We start from the raw sequence: 16481 nt of genomic DNA on the forward strand, positions 1-16481 counted from the left end.
CTCTTTGCGTCGTGACATAGTGGGACTCCTTCTTCCTACCCATTATGCCCGCCACACACGAAATTCCTGACAGTCCCTAGCGAAGCTGCTGCGACGCGGCACTTAGACCACGCCACCAACTTGCTGTTCGATCCGTCGCAAACGCCCGGACTGATGGCCCTCACATGGCCTGAACAGCGCCATATCTACGAAATCCGGTTCATCGGCACCGAGTCTTACTCCCCGGGGCTCAACGAGGGTGGAACCAGCACGGGAGCAGTCATGGTGTTGGAAGTGCTCGACCTCCAAGAAGTTGGTGGCCCAAATCAAGCGAACTAATGTCAGCTTCCCACCCATTGCGGACATTCGGCTGAACGTCTGAAACAGGCGATCGTGAGACGCTAGCGGACGCGGGTGTTGCTCCACACGACCTGCCCGATGCCGAAGAGCGCCAGGATGGCGCCATAGAGCGCCCACTGCGGATCGCCGGCCATGAAGCTTTGGAGAAAGGCGACGTTCAGCCCCTGGAGAATCCAGATGCTGCCCATGCACACCATCAGGACGCCGATCAGCGTGCTGACGACCCGCATCACTCCGTTGAATGCCTTGCGCATGCTGTTCCTCTCCCAAGCTTTGCCGATGTCATACGGGGCCACGGCACCGGGCGCCATCCTTTACCCCGACCAACGCACGCTCGTGATTGTCCACGCGTGACGCGGTTGTGATATTCGCTTGAGAGGCTGAACGCGAGTGCCCTGTGGGGGCGTTCAGCTGCCTTCGATGAAGTGCGGCACGAAGCGGGAGAGGTTGCGGGTGATGCGGGTCGTGTCTTCCCGCAGTCCGAGGCCCGCCGCGCGGTCGCCGATCATCCAGCTGCCGAGGACCGCGTGCTGCCCATCGGCGGCGAACAGCGGCGCGTAGTCCTGCACGATGCGCCGTTCCTCGCCGTAGTCTCCTCCGGCCTCGACCACTGGTTTTCCGCCTTCCAGCAGGGTCACGTTCTCGCCTTCGCGCGAGAAGACCGGCTTGGACACGGCGCGCGCCAGGTCGGCGCTGCGGGGATCGCCTTCGAAGAAGGCGGGCAGAAGGTTGGGGTGCCCGGGGTGCTTTTCCCAAAGGAGCGGCAGCATGGCCTTGTTCGACAGGATCGCCTTCCACAGCGGCTCGATGAACACGCCGGGTTTCAGGTGGGCCGCGAACGGCTCCCGGAACATGTCTTCCCAGGGGTAGAGCTTGAAGCAGCGGTCGATCGTGCGGTCGGCGGTGTCGGTGAAGCGGCCTTGCGGATCGACGCCGATGTCGCGGATGTCGATGAGTTCGGTGTGGTGCCCCGCCTGGACCGCGCAGTCCATCAGGTAGACAGCGGTCCCGCGGTCTTCCTCGTTCTGAGTCCAGCAGGCGAAGTGGAAGATGCGGTCGGATGCGAAAGCCGTGGCGAAGGCTTCGATCAGGCTTTCCTGCAGGAAATTGAACTGGTCGGCGGTGTCCGGCAGCTGCCCGGCCTCGATCCGGTCGACCAGCCAGTTGTGCTGGAAATAGGCAGCCTCAAAGATAGAGGTCGGGGTGTCGGCGTTGTATTCCAGCAGCTTTGCCGGACCGGTCCCGTCATAGGCGAGATCGAACCGCCCGTAGAGGTGCGGATCGCCGCGCTTCCAGCTATCCCGCACGAGATCGAGCCGGTCGCGCGGAATGCAGAGCCGTTCCAGCGCCTGCTCATCGTCTACCACATCGCCGACGAGGGCGAGGGCCATTTCGTGCAGTTCTTCGCTCGGCGCCTCGATGTCCCGCTCGATCTGCTCAAGCGTGAAGGCGTAGGCGGCATCGTCCACCCAGTACGGCTCCCCGTACATCTCGTGGAAGCCGAATCCGGCCGCGCGGGCCTGATCCCGCCAGCCGGGTCGTTCGGGGAGGGTAATCCGCCGCATCAGCCGCCGAAGCCGTAGCCCCCGCGCGCCATGCCCCGGCCGCCAAAGCCGCTGCGGGCAACCGTGGTGGTCCCGACGTTGACCGGCGTCGCCTTCGGCGGCGCAAGGCCGGTTCCGGGGGTCAGGGTTACCGCCTGTCCGGTGCGGTTGCGGTAGATGGGGGAACCGTAATAGCCGGCTCCGCCATAGTTGTAGTAGGACCGATTGCCGCCCTGGTTCAGTGCCTGGCCGACAAGGAAGCCGGTGAGCAGCGGCATGAACACGCTGCCTCCGCCCGGCGGGCGCTCACACCCCGCCGCGCCCCATTCCGCCTCGCACTCGGCGGCCGTGGTGTACCGAGGTGCGGTCTCGCGATACTCGGCCAGCGCCGCTTGCTGCGAAGATTCGCAGAACGGGCGTTCGTAGCCGGCCGTGATGCACTGCTCGACGCTGCTGAAACGCAGGGGTTCGGCTGGCTGGTCCTCACACCCGGAGAGGCCAAGGCTCATCCCGGCGGCGGCGATGCTTCCCAGCGCAAGGCGGGAGCGCTTGCGGGAAGAAAATCGGCGGGCGGGTGGCTTGTCGCTCATCGCGGGGCTCCGGTTCAGTAGGTCATGCAGGCGGCGTTGAGCAGGCCGACCGTCAAGGCGACGCCGCCTGCCCACAGCCCGGCACTCATCTGGTCATCGGTGATCCGCTGCGCAAGGTTTGGCTGGGTCAAAGCGGCGATCCCGAAGGCGATCAGCTGGATCACCGCGCCGACTGCGGCCCAGATGACGAAGTCGATCAGGCTGACCGAATTGGCCGCAGCCGAAGCGAGCGGCAGGCTGAAGCCGAACAGCGCCCCCAGAAAAGCGACCGCGGCCGTGGAATTGCCAGCGCGGATCAGCGCAAGCTCCCTTTGCGGAGTCACTGCCGTGTAGATCGCGGCGAAGACGACCAGCAGGACCATCCCGCAGCCGAAATATGCCAGGAATGCGGGGAGCCCCGCGACGTAACCGTTCATCGGCCCCTCTCCTCAATTGCTTCAAACACGGCGCACGTCAGTCGGGCCGAGGCCGTAGCCTAGCATGAACGCGATGGCGGCGCCTTCCCGTCTCGCGCTGTCGGAAAGATCCCGCTCCACGTTCAGGAGCAGCATTTCCTCGCCTTGTCCCACCGGGCGGGAATAGAGCATGCACTGCTGGTGGATCTGCCGCCGGCTTTCCCCGTCGTCGACCGTTTCGACGAATTCGACCAGCGGCGTGTGCGCTTCTCCGCTGCCCCAGTAGCGTTGGAACAGGAGGCCGTCGGCATCGTAGCGGGGCGCGCCCATCAGCCCGCCGGGTCCGGTCCAGCGTTCCCACTCGGCTGCGCCGACAGGGACGACGCTGTCCCAGGCCGCATAGAGGCTGACGTCCTGGATCGTGTCGGGTCCTCCTCCGGGGGAGGCGATCACTTGCAGGAGGCGGTCGTATTCGTCGTAGTAGCGCGTGAGCTCGCTGGTGGCATCGAGCCGGGCGGTCCCGATCGCCGCGACGATGAACGCGCCGCCGGTGGGCGCGCCCATTGCGGGTTCTCCGGAGGCAAGGGCGGCTTGCAGGCCCAGCGTATCGATCTCGATCGCGCCGCCGATGGCGCACTGCAGCGGGCCTTGTTCAGGCGGAAGGGCGTCTTCCGGCTTGCCGCGGCCGAACAGCGAACGGATCATGCCGGAACTCCCTGGCAGGCGGCCCAGTCGATCATTCCGGCACCGATCCTGTGGTCCGCGATGTAGAACACGGTGTCTCCCGTGCGCACCCGGCGATCGGGCGGGCAATTAAGGTCAATCTCGCCGTCGTCCTCGCGGCAGAGGCCGATCAGGGTCAGGTCGTGCCGCTGTTTCAGGCCGCAAAGCAGGCCGAAGTACGTCAGCTCGCCTGCGAGGTCCGGCACCTTCAGCGAGAAGGCCGTGTCCTGCGTGTCGTGGCAGAACATCAGTTCCGCGAGGCGCGATGCGCCCGGGTCGCGGGCGGAACGGACCATCAGCTGGGTCGCGATGGAGGTGATCACTTCCACGTCGGGCAACTGGTTGCGGATCAGGCGCGCCGCGCCTTCGTCCTGAAAGAACGCGACCACGTGCGCCTTTGGCGCGGCGGCACGGGCGGCGAGAGTCGCGGCCAGCGTCTCATCGTCGCTGGCGCCGCGCACCACCACCGTCGTCGCTCCGGCAGCGCCGGCGCGGGAGAAGCTGTCAAAGTCCGACAAGCTTTGCGCACCGACGAAATCGACCGTGTCGGGCAGCGGGTTGGAATCGAGCCCCGGGGCAAGCAGCACGATGCGTTCGTGCCCCGCGCCGTCGCTTTGCAGTCCCTCGATCAGCTGGCGCGTGTGGTTTTCCCGCCAGCCGACGATCAGGGTGTGGCCCAGCCGCCTGGAAAAGTTCCCCTGACCTTGCAAGCGCCGCCTCCAGAAACCGCCGATATCGCTGACCGCCTTGCCCAGAAAGGCCGTGAACAAGGCAATCGCGCCCGGCAGGATCACCAGTATGGCCGCCAGCCTTCCCCCCGGCAAGGAGGGAGACAAATCTCCGTACCCGACGGTCGTCGCCGTCGTCATGTAGAAGTACCCGAACGTGAGCCATTCGGACGTGAGATCGGTTTCCCCGGCGAGCCGCAGCAGCAGCCAGGAGAGGGCCATGTGGGCAAGGAAAGCGGCCGCCAGCACGCCCCACGACAGGGTGGCGATGGCAACATAAAGCCGCTGCAAGGCGGTCTGGACAATCGGCATGACGTTCCCCCTGCGCTTTACGCCCGCTCCCGGTGCGCACTATAGGGAGAGACGCAGATCAACAAGCGGAAGGGAATTCAGGTGCTGAACGAACATTGGCCGGTTCCGGAAGATGGCTGGGACATCACCGGCCTGACGGCGCTGTTCGCTTCCGATCCGGAGGAGCTGGGCGACGTCGATGTGGAAGTCGTCGATGACAGCGACGTGCTTTCCATCACCCTGAAGGAGCGCGGCGGGCTGACCGTGCTCGTCACCGCGAGCGGGGAGCAAGTGCTGTGCAGCGTGCTGCTGGCCGAAGCCGGGACGATCCCGCGGCGCGAAGCCTTCGAGCGGATGCTCCTGTCGGTCCACAAGCTGATCCCGCTTTCGACGTTCGGGATTACGCGGATCGACGGCACGGAATGGTACGAGCTGTTCGGCTCCCTTTCCGCGTCGTCCACCGCCGCCGCGCTGGTGGAAGAAGTATCGGTACTGGCCGCCAACGCGATGGACGCGGCGGACTGGGTTGGAGAATGGGTCGACAGCGGCGGCGCCTCGGACATGGGAGAAGCGGCATGAGCATCTGGGGAAAACTTTTCACGGCTATGCGTGGCGGCGTGAATGAAGCTGCGGAATCCGTCGCCGATAGCCAGGCAATGCGGATTCTCGATCAGGAACTGCGCGATGCCGACACCGCGCTGCGCAAGGCCCGGAGCGACCTTGCCGGGATGATGGCGACGGCGAAACGGATCGAGAAACGGATCGAGGACAACCGCGCCAAGGAAGACCGCGACATCCAGAACGCGCGGGCCGCGATGGAAGCGGGCCGGGAAGACCTGGCGCGCGGACTGGCGGATCGGATCTCCACCGGACGGACCGAGCTGGTGCGCGATGAAGCCGATCTGGCAACCATGCAGCAGCAGCAGCAGGCGATGATCCGCACGGTACGGGAAACCGAACAGCGCATCGCTGCGATGAAGCGCGAGGTGGAAAGCGTGAAGGCGACCGCGTCGCTTCAGCGCGCGCAGAAGACAATCGCCTCCACCCACGCCGGGGTCAATTCCCGCATGGGCAGCGCGGTGGGTTCACTGGAGCGGATCCGGGACCGTCAGGCGCAGCTCGCGGCGCGGCTTGAGGCAGGCGAGGAACTGGCCGCGCTCGAAAACGGTGCGGATCTCGACCAGCAGTTGCTGGAAGCGGGAATCAGCGGCCGGACCAGCAGCGCCGATGACATCCTGGCCGAGATTTCCGGTCCGCCTGTGCGAAAGGCATTGCCCGGCAAGTAATCGGACGCCCTGCGCTGCCCGCCATCGGGCTGCGCAGGGAGGCATGGGACGAGCGGGAGCCGTCAGGTATCCCGCTTGTCGCGCTTCTTCGCCTCGTCCCGCTCATGGAGCTGCGCCCACAGCTTCTCGGTCCCGGCTTCCTGCGCCTTGTTCATGTATTGCGAGGCGACCAGCCAGCCCTTGATCGGCCGCAGCGGCAGGAGGCAGCCGATCGCCAGCAGCGGGATCGACGTCAGCAGATGGACCCAGAACGGCGGGCTGAAGGCGACTTCCAGCCAGACCACCAGGAAGATCAGCGGAAACGCGATGATGCACAGGGAGAAGAAGGCGGGACCGTCATCGGGCGTGGCGAAACGGTAGTTGAGACCGCAGACTTCGCACGTGTCGGTAATCTGCAGCCAGGACTTGAACATGTGCCCCTTGCCGCAACGCGGACACAGGCCCTTCCAGCCGGACTTCATGATCCACGCGAACGTGTCGCGCTGCTGCTGTTCCACCCGGCAATCTCCACTGTCCATGCAACAGGGGTGATGTACGGGCACAGCTTGGGCAAACAAGCGGCATCTGGCCGAATTGTGAAAATCCCTGCCTCCGGACCTCGAAGAGCGGCTTGATCCACAAGGCGGGCGGACAAACGGCTTGCATGTTGCTGACAACGTTGCCCAGATGACCGCCTGAACGGCTCCACCGCAAAAGGTGGCGAGGCAAAAGGTTCGGGAGAGGGAGCGTAGCCATGGTTCGTCGCAACATCGGGTATCGTGCAGCCTTGCTTGGCGGGTGCTTTTTGACGCTCGGGGCGGCAAGCGCGCAACACGCCGCACCGCCGCCGGTGCAGCCCGCATCGGCGGACAATCGACGCTGTGCGGCACTGGGGGCTGAGGCCTTTGGGGAGCAGGTGGAGATCCTGTCCGCGGCCCACGTTCCGGCCAGTCTCGCCCGAGGCGCCGCCGGGGCTGCCGGGGTGCAGCCCGCGCTGCCGCCGCATTGCCGTGTGGAAGGCGTCATCAACGAACGACAAGGCGCCGGGGGCAAGACGTACGGCATACGCTTCGCGATCTCTTTGCCGGAAACGTGGAGCGGGCGATTTCTCCTGCAAGGCGGCGGGGGCCTCAACGGCACGGTGAACCCGCCTACGGGGCCGGTCGCCGCCGCGGACCGGCCTGCGCTGGCGCGGGGATTTGCCGTGATCACCAGCGACAGCGGACATCAGGGCGCGGTGTTCGACGACAGCTTCCTGGCCGATCAGCGCGCGGCGCTCGATTTCGCGGAAGCAGCCGTGCCCACCGTCGCGGCGTTGGGCAAACGGATCACGCAGCGGTATTACGGCCGGCCGGCTGCGCACAGCTATATGACCGGCTGTTCCACCGGTGGGCGCGAAGGGATGCTCGCTTCGCAGCGCTATCCGGAATTGTTCGACGGCATCATCGTGGGCGCGCCGGCGATGCGTTCCGGCGATTCCAACCTCGCCGTGGAATATACGCAGGTCCTGTTCAACCAGGCGGCCCCGAAGGACGAACAGGGCCGCCCGATCATGAGCCAGGTGCTGACCGACGCGGACCGGGCGACGATCCTGACCGGGATACTCAAGCAATGCGACGCGCTTGACGGGCTTGAGGACGGGATGGTCGAGAACGTCGCCGGATGCGGGTTCCAGCCGCGCGCGCTCCAGTGCACGGGGGACAAGCAGGATGGCTGCCTTAGTCCGGGCCAGGTGACCGCATTGGAGAAAGGCTTCGCGGGTCCGGTCGACAAGGCGGGATACCCGATCTACGCCCCGATGGCGTTCGACACCGGGGTCGTCGCCGAGCCGGTGGGATACCTCCCAACGGGAGAGTCGGGACCATTCGGCCCGCCGAGCAGCGCGACCACCATCGATCTGGACGCGCGGATCCATGCGATCCGCAACACCGCCTGGCAGCGCCTGACCGACACGAATTACTGGACCAATCTCAACACCTTCCTTGGTCGCGGCGGCAAGATGATGTTCTACCACGGCGTTTCGGACTTCTGGTTCTCGCCGTTCGCGACGCTCGATTACTACCAGCGCGCTGCGGAGGCCAACGGAGCGGCTTTCACCGATGCCAGCCGGTTCTACATGGTGCCCGGCATGCTGCATTGTGGGGGCGGCAATTCCTTCGACCAGTTCGACATGTTGAGCGCGCTGGTGGAGTGGGTGGAGCAGGGCAAGGCGCCGGCGGAGGTCACCGCGCGTCGTTCCGCCTCGCCCGATCAGAGCCGGCCGCTGTGCCCCTGGCCGGCTTATGCCGCGTACACCGGGGGTGACCCGGCCGATGCGTCCAGCTTCACTTGCCGCGTTGCGGAGCAGCAGGCGCGCCGCTGACGTTTCAGGGCAGGGCAAACGCAGGTTTGCGGCGGATCAATGCGCTGCGGCTGGTCGCGCGGCAGTTTGCTTTCGACGCCGCAGTATGGGGAAAACGCCGCGAGGGGCGGCGGCTGCGGCGTGGAAAGAAAAACCATGCGACCAGCGTTTGTGAGCCTTGCCGTTCTTGCCGCCTTTGGAATTGCCGCGCCTGCGCAAGCCGATCCCGCCGGGCGAGTTCAGGTCAAGGCGTTTGCCACGGCCGTGCTTCCCGATGGCCAGATCAAGGACGTGAAGAGCGATGCCGTGGGTTTGCCCGCCGATCTGCAGACCCGGGCGAACGACAATTACGTGCCGACGCTGGCGGTGGAGTACTTCTTCACTTCAGACTTTTCGGTCGAGACGATCTGCTGCCTGACGCAGCACGATGTCGACGCCACGTCAGGCATGGCCGGGGCTGAACTTGCAGCGGATGCGAAGCTGATCCCGGCGACGGTGCAGCTCAAGTATCATTTCGGCTTCGGCGGGGCGGTCAAGCCGTACGTTGGTGCGGGCGCGACGTACTTCCTGTTTATCGACGATGAGCCGGGCACGGCTGCGATCGCGGCCGGGGCGGACGATTTCAGCCTCGACGACAGCCTGGGGGTCGCCTTGCAAGCCGGGGTAGACGTGCCGCTGAATTCGGCGGGTCTGGCGCTGAGCCTCGATGCCAAACGGTACTTCGTGAGCACGGATGCCAACTGGTATGCCGGTGCGACGAAAGTGATCGAGACGCGCCACAGGCTGGACCCGTGGCTGCTGAGCGCCGGTCTGGCTTACCGGTTCTAGGTTGTTTCACGCGAAAAGGGCGCCCGGGTATGGTCCCGAGCGCCCTTTTGTAACGTCGCAGAAGTGAGCGGTCGGAAGCGAGCGCTTACTTCGCCGACTGGCCCTTCATCATCGCAGTTTCCGTGCGGGTGCTTTCCGGGCCGGTATTCCGCTTGGTCAGGCCATTGCCGACCGGGTTGCGGTTGAACGGTTCCGGATCGCCGTCGCGCGTCTGCAGGCCGAAGATCGGCGATAGTCCGGCGTGACGGCCAAGGCCGCCGTGAAGGTCGAACCCGCGATCCAGCCAGTCGCGCAGCGGATCGTCCTCTACCAGCGCGGGAATATCCGCGACGGAAGCGAGCCAGAGGAAGCAGGCCAGCAGGCGGTAATCGACGTAGTTGGGGCTGTCGCCGCCGAACCACTTGTTCTCGCGCAGGGTGGTGCGCATCAGTTCAAGGTTGGCGGAAATCTCGGGCAGGCGGTCTTCGCGCCCGATGATGATATCCTCGATCTTGCGGCCGCCGAACATCCGTTCGCGCGAAGTGGTCACGTATTCGTGATCTTCGGGCACCGACCGGTCGCGGTAAGCCTTGAGGTAGCACGTCATCCACGGGCCGACCGCGGTCTGCCACAGCCACGACTCGATCATCTGCCCGCATACCTTGACGCTCGGGTCGCCGATCAGCGTCGGGCGGTCCGGGTACTTTTCGTCGAGGTACTCGGCGATCAGCCAGCTATCGAGCACCCATTGGCCATCGTCGACGATCGCGGGCAGCCGTTCGGTCTTGCCGCCGGTCCGTTCCGGAATTCCGGTGAACCCGCCGGGGACGATATCCATATCGAATCCCTTGTGGGCCACCGCGTACTTGGTTGCCCAGACGAACGGGCTGATCGTTGCCCCGCTGGCAAGTTGCAGATCGTAAAGGGTAATCCTGTTGTCCTTGGCCATCTGGCTCTCCCGCGTCGTGGTTTCGCCACTTCATAGGGCGCTGCCGGCCCGAGGGCCAGCACGTTTCGGACAAAATCAACCGGCCGGCCGCGCAGGCGAGCCAGTGGCGGGTCAGCTGGCCTTGGCGACCTGCTTCTGGTCCAGAAGCTGCTGGAGCTCGCCGGCTTCGTACATCTCCATCATGATGTCGCTGCCGCCGACGAATTCGCCCTTCACGTACAGCTGGGGAATGGTGGGCCAGTCAGAATAGGCCTTGATGCCCTGGCGAATCTCCTGGTCCTGCAGCACGTCCACGCCTTCGAAGCCGACCTGGCAATGCTCAAGGATCGCCACGGCACGGCTGGAAAAGCCGCACTGCGGGAAATAGGGCGTTCCCTTCATGAACAGCACGACGTCGTTGTCGTTGACGATCTGCGCGATGCGCTCCTGGGAGTTGGACATGGAAAAAAGCCTGACTGTTGGTTGTGTGTGGCGATCAGTTGGGAACCGAGGTGGTGAGTTGCAAGGCGTGGAGCTCTCCGCCCATGCGGCCGCCCAGCGCTTCGTACACCATCTTGTGCTGCTGGACCCGGCTCTTGCCCGTGAACGCGGCAGAACTGACGCGCGCGAGGTAGTGATCCCCGTCGCCGGCCAGATCCTCTATCACCACGTCGGCATCGGGCAGGGCCGCCTTGATCAGCGCTTCGATTTCGGCAGCGGGCATCGCCATCAGGATTCGCCCATCAGCTGGCGGCGCGCCTCGACGCTCTTTTCCTCAAGCGCGGCGCGAATGCTGGGCTCATCCACGACCACTCCGGCGGCGGTCAGATCGCCGAGCAGCTTGCGGATCACGTCCTCTTCACCCGCTTCCTCGAAATCCGCCTGGACGACGGACCGGGAGTAGGATTCCGTCTCTTCGGGAGTGAGGTTCATCTGCCGGGCCGCCCACTGGCCGAGCAGGCGGTTGCGCCGGGCGGCGATGCGGAAGGCGGTATCTTCGTCCAGCGCGAACTTGGCTTCTTCGGCGCGTTCGCGATCCTTGAAATCGGTCATGTCAAAAGCCTCTGGTGGCAAGGGAATGGAGGGTGTTCATGCGGCCAAGCTGGTGCCGCGCCCGAGCCACGGCATTTCGCTGTCCTGCCGCTGCTCATAGTCGGAGATGGCTGCGTCGCGGGCGAGGGTGAGGCCCACTTCGTCGAGGCCTTCCAGCAGGCAGTGCTTGCGGAACGGATCGATCTCGAACGTAAAGCGGTCCTGAAACGGGGTGGTGACGATCTGGCGTTCCAGATCGATCGTCACCGGGTCGGTTTCAGCGACCTCGAGCAAGCGGTCGACCGCTTCCTGCGGCAGTTCGACGGTCAGGATGCCGTTCTTGAACGCATTGCCGGAGAAGATGTCCGAGAAGCTGGGGGCGATCACCGCCTTCACGCCCATGTCGAGCAGGGCCCAGGCGGCATGTTCACGCGACGATCCGCAGCCGAAGTTGTCGCCCGCGATGATGATCGGGGCGCCCAAGAACTCCTCGCGCTCGAACACGTTATCCGGCTGGCCGCGCAAGGCTTCGAATGCGCCGCGGCCCAGGCCTTCGCGGCTGATGGTCTTGAGCCACTTTGCCGGGATGATCAGATCGGTGTCGACGTTCTTGCGCCCGAAGGGACACGCGCGGCCTTCGATCTCGCGGACAGGTTCCATCAGTCAGTCTCCGGCGGCTCGCCCGACGGAATCGGCGGCAGTTGCTTGGGTTTGCGATGATTGACCTTGCGTTTGCCTGCGTAAAGCAGCGCGGCTGCCACGGCTGCGGATCCGATCGCGGCGCCTGCAATGGCCTTTCCGGCAAGGCTCTCTGGCATTTTTCTCGTCATGAATGAATCTTGGAGCGGGCGCGGGCGCGAGGCAAGCGTTCAATCGAGGAAATCGCGCAGCGCGAGCCAGGCGCGCTCCTTTTCCGCCCACGGGGTCCGGGCGTTCGCTGGACTGGAGGATGGCAGGCGCACCAGTGCAACGTCTCTCCCGGCCAGCAGCGGAGCGCCGGTGGCGGCGGACTTGGCCCCGTTGAACCCGACCGCGCGCAATTGAGGCAGCGAGTCGACAAGTTCAGGCAGGCGGTTGCGCTCTTCGTCCCGGATTGCGCCGTCGAGACTGCCTTCCCGTCGCGCCGAGGCGATCGTGTCCCACAAGCCGATCCCGGCGGAGAGCAGGGCGGCCAGACGCGCTTCGTAGTCGAGCGCTTCCAGATCCTTCCCCACCACGTGCCCGGCAAGGTGCCAGAACCGGTTGCGCGGATGGGCATAGTACCGCTGCGCCGTCAGGGAACGTTCCCCCGGCAGGCTGCCAAGGATCAGCACGCGCGTGTCCGGCGCGATGACCGGCGGGAAGGAAGACTTGCGAAAGTCAGTCGGCAAGGCGCCGCACGTCGGTCAGCCGGCCGGTAAGCGCCGCAGCGGCGGCCATGGCCGGGGAAACGAGATGCGTGCGCGCGCCGGGGCCCTGGCGCCCGACGAAGTTGCGGTTGCTGGTCGAGGCGCACCGCTCATTCGCAGGAACCTTGTCCGGGTTCATGCCGAGGCAAGCCGAACAGCCCGGCTCTCGCCATTCGAGCCCCGCCTCGGTAAAGATACGGTCCAGCCCTTCCTGTTCAGCCTGCCGTTTGACGAGGCCTGATCCGGGAACGACGATCGCCCACTTCACGGTGTCCGCCTTCCGGCGCCCCTTGAGCACTTCGGCGGCGGCCCTGAGGTCCTCTATCCGGCTGTTGGTGCAGCTGCCGATGAACACGTTCTGGACTTCGACTTCGTCCATCCGCTGACCCGGGGTAAGGCCCATGTATTCGAGGCTGGCGCGGGCGGCCTGCTGCTTGGACGGATCCGCAAAGCTTTCCGGGGCCGGAACCACGCCGCCGATCGGCACCACGTCTTCGGGGCTGGTGCCCCAGGTGACGCTCGGCTCGATCTTGGATGCGTCGATCCGCACGGATTTGTCGAACCGCGCGCCGGGATCGGTCTTCAAGGTGCGCCAGTACGCAACCGCGCGATCCCAGTCGTCTCCCTTGGGGGAGAAGCGCCGGTCCTGCAGGTAGGCGAAGGTCTTGTCGTCCGGCGCGACGAGCCCGGCGCGTGCACCGCCTTCGATGCTCATGTTGCAGACGGTCAGGCGGGATTCGACGCTCATGTCCTCGAACACCTCGCCGCGATACTCGATCACGTATCCGGTGCCGCCCGCCGTGCCGATCACGCCGATGATGTGGAGGATCAGGTCCTTCGCCGTGACGCCGGGGCCAAGCTGCCCTTCAACCACGATTTCCATCGCCTTCGACTGCTTCAGCAGCAGGGTCTGGGTGGCAAGGACGTGTTCCACCTCGCTCGTCCCGATGCCGAAGGCCAGCGCGCCGACGCCGCCGTGAGCGGCCGTGTGGCTGTCCCCGCAGACGATCGTGGTGCCGGGGAGGGAAAAGCCCTGTTCAGGCCCCACGACATGGACGATGCCTTGTTCGAGAGCGGTCGCCCCAAAGTAGTGAACGCCGAAATCGGCGGTGTTCCGCTCCAGCGCGGAAAGCTGCTCAGCGCTCGCGCGGTCGGCGATGGGGATCCGCTGCCCATTGGCATCGATCCGGGCGGTGGTGGGCAGGTTGTGATCCGGGACCGCTAGAGTCAGCTCCGGCCTGCGAACCTTGCGCCCGCTCATCCGCAAGGCTTCGAAGGCCTGGGGGCTGGTCACTTCGTGAACCAGGTGGCGATCGATGAAGATCAGGCAGGTTCCGTCCTCACGCCGTTCAACGACGTGGGCGTCCCAGATTTTTTCGTAAAGTGTGCGGGGTCGGCTGGCCATGCGATGGCGGGTAAGCCCGCCGGCCCCGGCTGACAAGTGACGAAAACTTGGCCCGGCTCAAGCCTTAGCGGCGGTGGTTTCCGCCGCGGGACGAGCGAGTCGCCGTGCCGCGGTCGTCGCGGCCCGCGCCGTTATCATGGCGGCCCGCGGCATGGACCTGCGACCGAACCGACTCGATGCGTGCGGTAAGCGTCCGGATTTCGGGACGGGTGAAGCCGTTGCGGCTGTAGCTGCGGTAGAGGTTCTGCAGCTGGTCTACCTGCCGCGCCAGTCCGGCTGTCCCCTTTCGCGAGGATCCGTTCTGCTTCTGGACCTGTCGGTCAAGCTGCGTGATCTCCGAGCGCAGCTGGCCCGCATCGCGCGAGACGCTCGCCGCTGAAACGGGGGTCGCGAGCAGCAGGGCGCTGGCGGCGAGGGAGAGCGGGGCAAGGATGAAGATATTGCGCATCTGATGAACTCCTGTGTAGCGGCCTTTGGGCCGTGCACATGGTTTGCCACCGAAACATGCAACTGGGCGTCTCGTGATGTACTTTAGTGTCACGATCCCCGCGCTGTTCGTCGCAGCCTGCGACGTCTATAAAGGCATCATGAACGTGCTCCTCGCCCTTGCGATCGTGCTGGCCACCATGCTTGTTATGGAAGGCGTTGCATGGGCTTCGCACAAGTACATCATGCATGGATTCGGCTGGGCCTGGCACCGGGACCACCACCAGCCGCACGACCGCGTGCTTGAGAAGAACGACCTTTACGCCGTGTTCGGCGCGGCCATGAGCATCGGGATGTTCGCCGTCGGCTCACCGCTGGTGATGGGAAGCGAGGCGTGGTGGCCGGGGACGTGGATCGGCCTGGGGATCTTCGGCTATGGCCTGATCTACACGCTGATCCATGACGGGTTGGTCCACCAGCGGTACTTTCGGTACGTGCCGAAGGGCGGCTATGCGCGGCGGCTGGTGCAGGCGCACAAGCTGCACCATGCGACCAGTTCGAAGGAAGGCGGGGTCAGCTTCGGCTTCGTATTCGTGCGCCACCCGGCCAGGCTGAAGGCCGAACTGAAGCGCCAGCGCGAAGCGGGGTTGACCACCTTGCGGGAGACGGAGCGCTCCTGACGATCCGGCCGCAAGCATCAAGATGGTCGCTGGGGCCGGTACGCGGAGCCGGCGAACGTCGCTGCGCCGGGACTACTGAGCCGCCAATCGCCCTGCCGTCTGCTGGATCAGCGCAATCATGTTGGGAACGCCCTGTGTACGATTGGAGCTTAGCTGGTTCTTCAGATCGAACGGCTGGAGCGCGGCGGAAACGTCCATTTGCGCCACTTCCGCGGCGGGCTTTTCCTGCACTGCCGACAGGACCAGTGCGACAATTCCCTTGGTGATCGCCGCGTTGCTGTCGGCCAGGAAGTGGAGTTTGCCTTCCGTTTCCGTCGGATAGATCCACACGCTGGCCGAGCAGCCGCGCACCAGCGTTGCGTCGGTCTTCAGCGCGGGCGGCATCGGCTCAAGCTCACGCCCGAGTTCGATCAGCAGGCGATAGCGTTCATCGCCTTCGAGGAACTCGTATTCGTCTTTGATATCATCGAGGGAGCGCATGGTGTGCGCCCTAGCGCAATCGAGCGGCAGGTCCAGCCGGAGTAATCATTCAGGCTCCTTCGTCGGGGCTGACACGCAGGCTTTCGATCTCGGCGGAAAGCCGCTTCGCCTCGCGATCCTCCGTGATGATCCGTTCCAGGACCTCGATCCGTTCGCGCAGCAAGTCCACTTCCCGTTGCAGTTCGGGCTCAGGCGAGGGGCTGATGATGGGATTGCCGTTCGCGTCGGTCGGGTACTGGTCCAGCCATCTGCCGGTGTTCCGGTTTCGCCACATGTTGAAAGCCATCACGGCAATAAAAACGAGAAGAACTAAATTCAAGAACGCCACGGTTATCCCCTGAGTCAGCGCTGGACGGACAATGGTGGGCCGGCCGTCCGATGATACAAGGTAAACCGCAGGCGCCGGACTTGGTTCACTGAACGGCCCGGCGGCCTGCCGGCACCCTTCGCGTTCAGCGCAGCCGCTCGATCTCGGCGGACAGGCGCGGATTGCTGGACACGTAGTGGCTTTCGACCTCGGCGAGCCGGCGGTCGATCTCGCGGAAGCGGCTGCGGACCTCGCGCGCGGTTCGCGTCGGGCTTTGGCGCACGCGCTGCCAGTACTTCTGCTCCTGCGCGTCCACATAAAGATGCGGCGGTTTCTTCTCGGTCATGATCCCGAGGGCGAGATACACGGGCAGGCCGAAGCCGAAGCCGAAGGTCAGGATCAGGAAGAACAGGCGCCACCACAGCGCGTCGATCCCGGTGTAATCGGAGAGGCCGGCGCATACCCCCATCAGCTTGCCGTTTTGCTTGTCGCGATAGAATTTGGTGCGGGCGCTGCTCATCTTGCGTTCCCCTTGCTGGCCAGCAGGCGATCGAACTCGCTCAGCGGTTCCTTGTCGATGGCGCGGTCAAGTTCGATCCGCGCAGGCTTGAATTCGGGATTGTCGGCCGCGACGAGCCGCTCGACGGTGTCCATCCGCTCATCGAGCCGCTTGGCGAGCTGATAGAGCTCTTCCAGCAGGGTCTCGTCGTCGTTGGTAAGGGTGGCGGCGGTTTTCCACTTCGTGATGTAGTGGAAGATGATCCACGGCAAACCAAGGAAAATGGCTACAATTGCTACGAACCCTTCCATGA

Annotated in this window: 25 protein-coding genes; 5 read left to right on the top strand and 20 right to left on the bottom strand. The window is 65.0% G+C overall.

Annotated elements, in window-relative coordinates:
- Positions 1 to 380: 380 nt before the first annotated feature.
- The 6 genes from ELY13_RS12270 to ELY13_RS12295 form a co-directional block, all read right to left on the bottom strand.
- Entirely contained in the window at positions 381 to 593 is a 213-nt protein-coding gene (locus ELY13_RS12270) for a hypothetical protein (RefSeq protein WP_126174218.1), read from the bottom strand.
- A 153-nt stretch (positions 594 to 746) separates the two neighbouring features.
- Positions 747 to 1904, bottom strand: coding sequence for a glutathionylspermidine synthase family protein (locus tag ELY13_RS12275; protein ID WP_126174219.1), 1158 nt, complete (start codon positions 1902 to 1904; stop codon positions 747 to 749).
- Positions 1904 to 2473: a DUF1190 domain-containing protein gene (locus ELY13_RS12280; protein ID WP_126174220.1), complete on the bottom strand. Its 570-nt coding sequence runs from the start codon at positions 2471 to 2473 to the stop codon at positions 1904 to 1906. The genes ELY13_RS12275 and ELY13_RS12280 overlap by 1 nt, the downstream gene beginning before the upstream one ends.
- Before the next feature lie 14 nt (positions 2474 to 2487).
- Positions 2488 to 2889, bottom strand: a complete 402-nt coding sequence (locus ELY13_RS12285; RefSeq protein WP_126174221.1) for a DUF350 domain-containing protein — start codon at positions 2887 to 2889, stop codon at positions 2488 to 2490.
- A 21-nt stretch (positions 2890 to 2910) separates the two neighbouring features.
- Positions 2911 to 3573, bottom strand: a complete 663-nt coding sequence (locus ELY13_RS12290; protein WP_206436058.1) for a DUF2491 family protein — start codon at positions 3571 to 3573, stop codon at positions 2911 to 2913.
- Positions 3570 to 4631: a potassium channel family protein gene (locus ELY13_RS12295; RefSeq protein ID WP_126174222.1), complete on the bottom strand. Its 1062-nt coding sequence runs from the start codon at positions 4629 to 4631 to the stop codon at positions 3570 to 3572. The genes ELY13_RS12290 and ELY13_RS12295 overlap by 4 nt, the downstream gene beginning before the upstream one ends.
- Positions 4632 to 4712: 81 nt before the next feature.
- Between ELY13_RS12295 and ELY13_RS12300 the strand changes: the two genes are divergently transcribed.
- Together ELY13_RS12300 and ELY13_RS12305 are read left to right on the top strand one after the other, a co-directional pair.
- Positions 4713 to 5189 carry a DUF2170 family protein gene (locus ELY13_RS12300; protein WP_206436059.1) on the top strand — a complete coding sequence of 159 codons (477 nt, stop codon included), beginning with the start codon at positions 4713 to 4715 and terminating at the stop codon, positions 5187 to 5189.
- Positions 5186 to 5896 (top strand): PspA/IM30 family protein, encoded by a 711-nt coding sequence (locus ELY13_RS12305; protein WP_126174223.1) that lies wholly within the window; start codon positions 5186 to 5188, stop codon positions 5894 to 5896. Before ELY13_RS12300 ends, ELY13_RS12305 begins: the two co-directional genes overlap by 4 nt.
- A gap of 62 nt (positions 5897 to 5958) precedes the next feature.
- Here ELY13_RS12305 and ELY13_RS12310 read toward each other — a convergent pair whose 3' ends face one another.
- Positions 5959 to 6414: a DUF983 domain-containing protein gene (locus ELY13_RS12310; RefSeq protein ID WP_126174224.1), complete on the bottom strand. Its 456-nt coding sequence runs from the start codon at positions 6412 to 6414 to the stop codon at positions 5959 to 5961.
- Between the two features lie 215 nt (positions 6415 to 6629).
- Here ELY13_RS12310 and ELY13_RS12315 point away from each other — a divergent pair, with 215 nt between their 5' ends.
- Both ELY13_RS12315 and ELY13_RS12320 read left to right on the top strand, forming a co-directional pair.
- The gene (locus tag ELY13_RS12315; RefSeq protein WP_126174225.1) at positions 6630 to 8237 is read left to right on the top strand and encodes a DUF6351 family protein; all 1608 of its coding nucleotides are present in this window, start codon (positions 6630 to 6632) and stop codon (positions 8235 to 8237) included.
- Positions 8238 to 8372: 135 nt separating this feature from the next.
- Positions 8373 to 9044 (top strand): OmpW/AlkL family protein, encoded by a 672-nt coding sequence (locus ELY13_RS12320; protein ID WP_126174226.1) that lies wholly within the window; start codon positions 8373 to 8375, stop codon positions 9042 to 9044.
- Positions 9045 to 9129: 85 nt separating this feature from the next.
- Here the strand turns inward: ELY13_RS12320 and ELY13_RS12325 are convergent, their stop codons facing one another.
- From ELY13_RS12325 to ELY13_RS12360, 9 genes are all read right to left on the bottom strand, one after another.
- Positions 9130 to 9972, bottom strand: coding sequence for a beta-etherase (locus ELY13_RS12325; protein ID WP_126174227.1), 843 nt, complete (start codon positions 9970 to 9972; stop codon positions 9130 to 9132).
- 111 nt (positions 9973 to 10083) lie between these two features.
- Positions 10084 to 10413 carry a Grx4 family monothiol glutaredoxin gene (gene grxD / locus ELY13_RS12330; protein WP_126174228.1) on the bottom strand — a complete coding sequence of 110 codons (330 nt, stop codon included), beginning with the start codon at positions 10411 to 10413 and terminating at the stop codon, positions 10084 to 10086.
- A gap of 34 nt (positions 10414 to 10447) precedes the next feature.
- Complete coding sequence (locus ELY13_RS12335; RefSeq protein WP_126174229.1) at positions 10448 to 10681, bottom strand: BolA/IbaG family iron-sulfur metabolism protein; 234 nt, start codon at positions 10679 to 10681, stop codon at positions 10448 to 10450.
- Positions 10681 to 11004, bottom strand: a complete 324-nt coding sequence (locus ELY13_RS12340; protein WP_126174230.1) for a DUF1476 domain-containing protein — start codon at positions 11002 to 11004, stop codon at positions 10681 to 10683. The genes ELY13_RS12335 and ELY13_RS12340 overlap by 1 nt, the downstream gene beginning before the upstream one ends.
- A 36-nt stretch (positions 11005 to 11040) precedes the next feature.
- Complete coding sequence (gene leuD, locus ELY13_RS12345; protein WP_126174231.1) at positions 11041 to 11643, bottom strand: 3-isopropylmalate dehydratase small subunit; 603 nt, start codon at positions 11641 to 11643, stop codon at positions 11041 to 11043.
- The gene (locus ELY13_RS15035) at positions 11643 to 11813 is read right to left on the bottom strand and encodes a hypothetical protein (RefSeq protein WP_164549795.1); all 171 of its coding nucleotides are present in this window, start codon (positions 11811 to 11813) and stop codon (positions 11643 to 11645) included. Before ELY13_RS15035 ends, leuD begins: the two co-directional genes overlap by 1 nt.
- A gap of 39 nt (positions 11814 to 11852) precedes the next feature.
- The gene (locus tag ELY13_RS12350; protein ID WP_126174232.1) at positions 11853 to 12353 is read right to left on the bottom strand and encodes a DNA-deoxyinosine glycosylase; all 501 of its coding nucleotides are present in this window, start codon (positions 12351 to 12353) and stop codon (positions 11853 to 11855) included.
- Complete coding sequence (gene leuC, locus ELY13_RS12355) at positions 12343 to 13776, bottom strand: 3-isopropylmalate dehydratase large subunit (protein WP_126174233.1); 1434 nt, start codon at positions 13774 to 13776, stop codon at positions 12343 to 12345. The genes ELY13_RS12350 and leuC overlap by 11 nt, the downstream gene beginning before the upstream one ends.
- A gap of 64 nt (positions 13777 to 13840) precedes the next feature.
- Positions 13841 to 14224: a hypothetical protein gene (locus tag ELY13_RS12360; RefSeq protein ID WP_126174234.1), complete on the bottom strand. Its 384-nt coding sequence runs from the start codon at positions 14222 to 14224 to the stop codon at positions 13841 to 13843.
- 139 nt (positions 14225 to 14363) lie between these two features.
- Between ELY13_RS12360 and ELY13_RS12365 the strand changes: the two genes are divergently transcribed.
- A complete protein-coding gene (locus ELY13_RS12365) occupies positions 14364 to 14882 on the top strand; it encodes a sterol desaturase family protein (protein WP_126174273.1) in 519 nt (172 codons plus the stop codon).
- Between the two features lie 72 nt (positions 14883 to 14954).
- On the opposite strand, the gene ELY13_RS12370 is transcribed toward ELY13_RS12365, so the two are convergent.
- From ELY13_RS12370 to pspB, 4 genes are all read right to left on the bottom strand, one after another.
- Positions 14955 to 15362: a SufE family protein gene (locus ELY13_RS12370; protein ID WP_126174235.1), complete on the bottom strand. Its 408-nt coding sequence runs from the start codon at positions 15360 to 15362 to the stop codon at positions 14955 to 14957.
- Positions 15363 to 15411: 49 nt separating this feature from the next.
- Positions 15412 to 15648 (bottom strand): hypothetical protein, encoded by a 237-nt coding sequence (locus ELY13_RS12375; RefSeq protein ID WP_126174236.1) that lies wholly within the window; start codon positions 15646 to 15648, stop codon positions 15412 to 15414.
- Between the two features lie 166 nt (positions 15649 to 15814).
- Positions 15815 to 16189, bottom strand: coding sequence for an envelope stress response membrane protein PspC (gene pspC / locus ELY13_RS12380; protein ID WP_126174237.1), 375 nt, complete (start codon positions 16187 to 16189; stop codon positions 15815 to 15817).
- Entirely contained in the window at positions 16186 to 16479 is a 294-nt protein-coding gene (pspB, locus tag ELY13_RS12385; protein ID WP_126174238.1) for an envelope stress response membrane protein PspB, read from the bottom strand. Before pspB ends, pspC begins: the two co-directional genes overlap by 4 nt.
- Positions 16480 to 16481 lie beyond the last annotated feature (2 nt).

Origin of the sequence: Altericroceibacterium xinjiangense, assembly GCF_003958635.1 — a bacterium.
Lineage (GTDB): Bacteria > Pseudomonadota > Alphaproteobacteria > Sphingomonadales > Sphingomonadaceae > Altericroceibacterium_A > Altericroceibacterium_A xinjiangense.

Coding starts and splice junctions, on each gene's coding strand:
- grxD (WP_126174228.1), bottom strand. CDS start 10,413: ATGTCCAACTCCCAGGAGCGCATCGCGCAGATCGTCAACGACAACGAC.
- ELY13_RS12290 (WP_206436058.1), bottom strand. CDS start 3,573: ATGATCCGTTCGCTGTTCGGCCGCGGCAAGCCGGAAGACGCCCTTCCG.
- ELY13_RS12280 (WP_126174220.1), bottom strand. CDS start 2,473: ATGAGCGACAAGCCACCCGCCCGCCGATTTTCTTCCCGCAAGCGCTCC.
- ELY13_RS12325 (WP_126174227.1), bottom strand. CDS start 9,972: ATGGCCAAGGACAACAGGATTACCCTTTACGATCTGCAACTTGCCAGC.
- pspC (WP_126174237.1), bottom strand. CDS start 16,189: ATGAGCAGCGCCCGCACCAAATTCTATCGCGACAAGCAAAACGGCAAG.
- ELY13_RS12320 (WP_126174226.1), top strand. CDS start 8,373: ATGCGACCAGCGTTTGTGAGCCTTGCCGTTCTTGCCGCCTTTGGAATT.
- leuC (WP_126174233.1), bottom strand. CDS start 13,776: ATGGCCAGCCGACCCCGCACACTTTACGAAAAAATCTGGGACGCCCAC.
- ELY13_RS12315 (WP_126174225.1), top strand. CDS start 6,630: ATGGTTCGTCGCAACATCGGGTATCGTGCAGCCTTGCTTGGCGGGTGC.
- leuD (WP_126174231.1), bottom strand. CDS start 11,643: ATGGAACCTGTCCGCGAGATCGAAGGCCGCGCGTGTCCCTTCGGGCGC.
- ELY13_RS12370 (WP_126174235.1), bottom strand. CDS start 15,362: ATGCGCTCCCTCGATGATATCAAAGACGAATACGAGTTCCTCGAAGGC.
- ELY13_RS12375 (WP_126174236.1), bottom strand. CDS start 15,648: ATGGCTTTCAACATGTGGCGAAACCGGAACACCGGCAGATGGCTGGAC.
- ELY13_RS12305 (WP_126174223.1), top strand. CDS start 5,186: ATGAGCATCTGGGGAAAACTTTTCACGGCTATGCGTGGCGGCGTGAAT.
- ELY13_RS12275 (WP_126174219.1), bottom strand. CDS start 1,904: ATGCGGCGGATTACCCTCCCCGAACGACCCGGCTGGCGGGATCAGGCC.
- ELY13_RS12335 (WP_126174229.1), bottom strand. CDS start 10,681: ATGGCGATGCCCGCTGCCGAAATCGAAGCGCTGATCAAGGCGGCCCTG.
- ELY13_RS12360 (WP_126174234.1), bottom strand. CDS start 14,224: ATGCGCAATATCTTCATCCTTGCCCCGCTCTCCCTCGCCGCCAGCGCC.
- ELY13_RS12310 (WP_126174224.1), bottom strand. CDS start 6,414: ATGGACAGTGGAGATTGCCGGGTGGAACAGCAGCAGCGCGACACGTTC.
- ELY13_RS12340 (WP_126174230.1), bottom strand. CDS start 11,004: ATGACCGATTTCAAGGATCGCGAACGCGCCGAAGAAGCCAAGTTCGCG.
- pspB (WP_126174238.1), bottom strand. CDS start 16,479: ATGGAAGGGTTCGTAGCAATTGTAGCCATTTTCCTTGGTTTGCCGTGG.
- ELY13_RS15035 (WP_164549795.1), bottom strand. CDS start 11,813: ATGACGAGAAAAATGCCAGAGAGCCTTGCCGGAAAGGCCATTGCAGGC.
- ELY13_RS12285 (WP_126174221.1), bottom strand. CDS start 2,889: ATGAACGGTTACGTCGCGGGGCTCCCCGCATTCCTGGCATATTTCGGC.
- ELY13_RS12270 (WP_126174218.1), bottom strand. CDS start 593: ATGCGCAAGGCATTCAACGGAGTGATGCGGGTCGTCAGCACGCTGATC.
- ELY13_RS12365 (WP_126174273.1), top strand. CDS start 14,364: ATGAACGTGCTCCTCGCCCTTGCGATCGTGCTGGCCACCATGCTTGTT.
- ELY13_RS12295 (WP_126174222.1), bottom strand. CDS start 4,631: ATGCCGATTGTCCAGACCGCCTTGCAGCGGCTTTATGTTGCCATCGCC.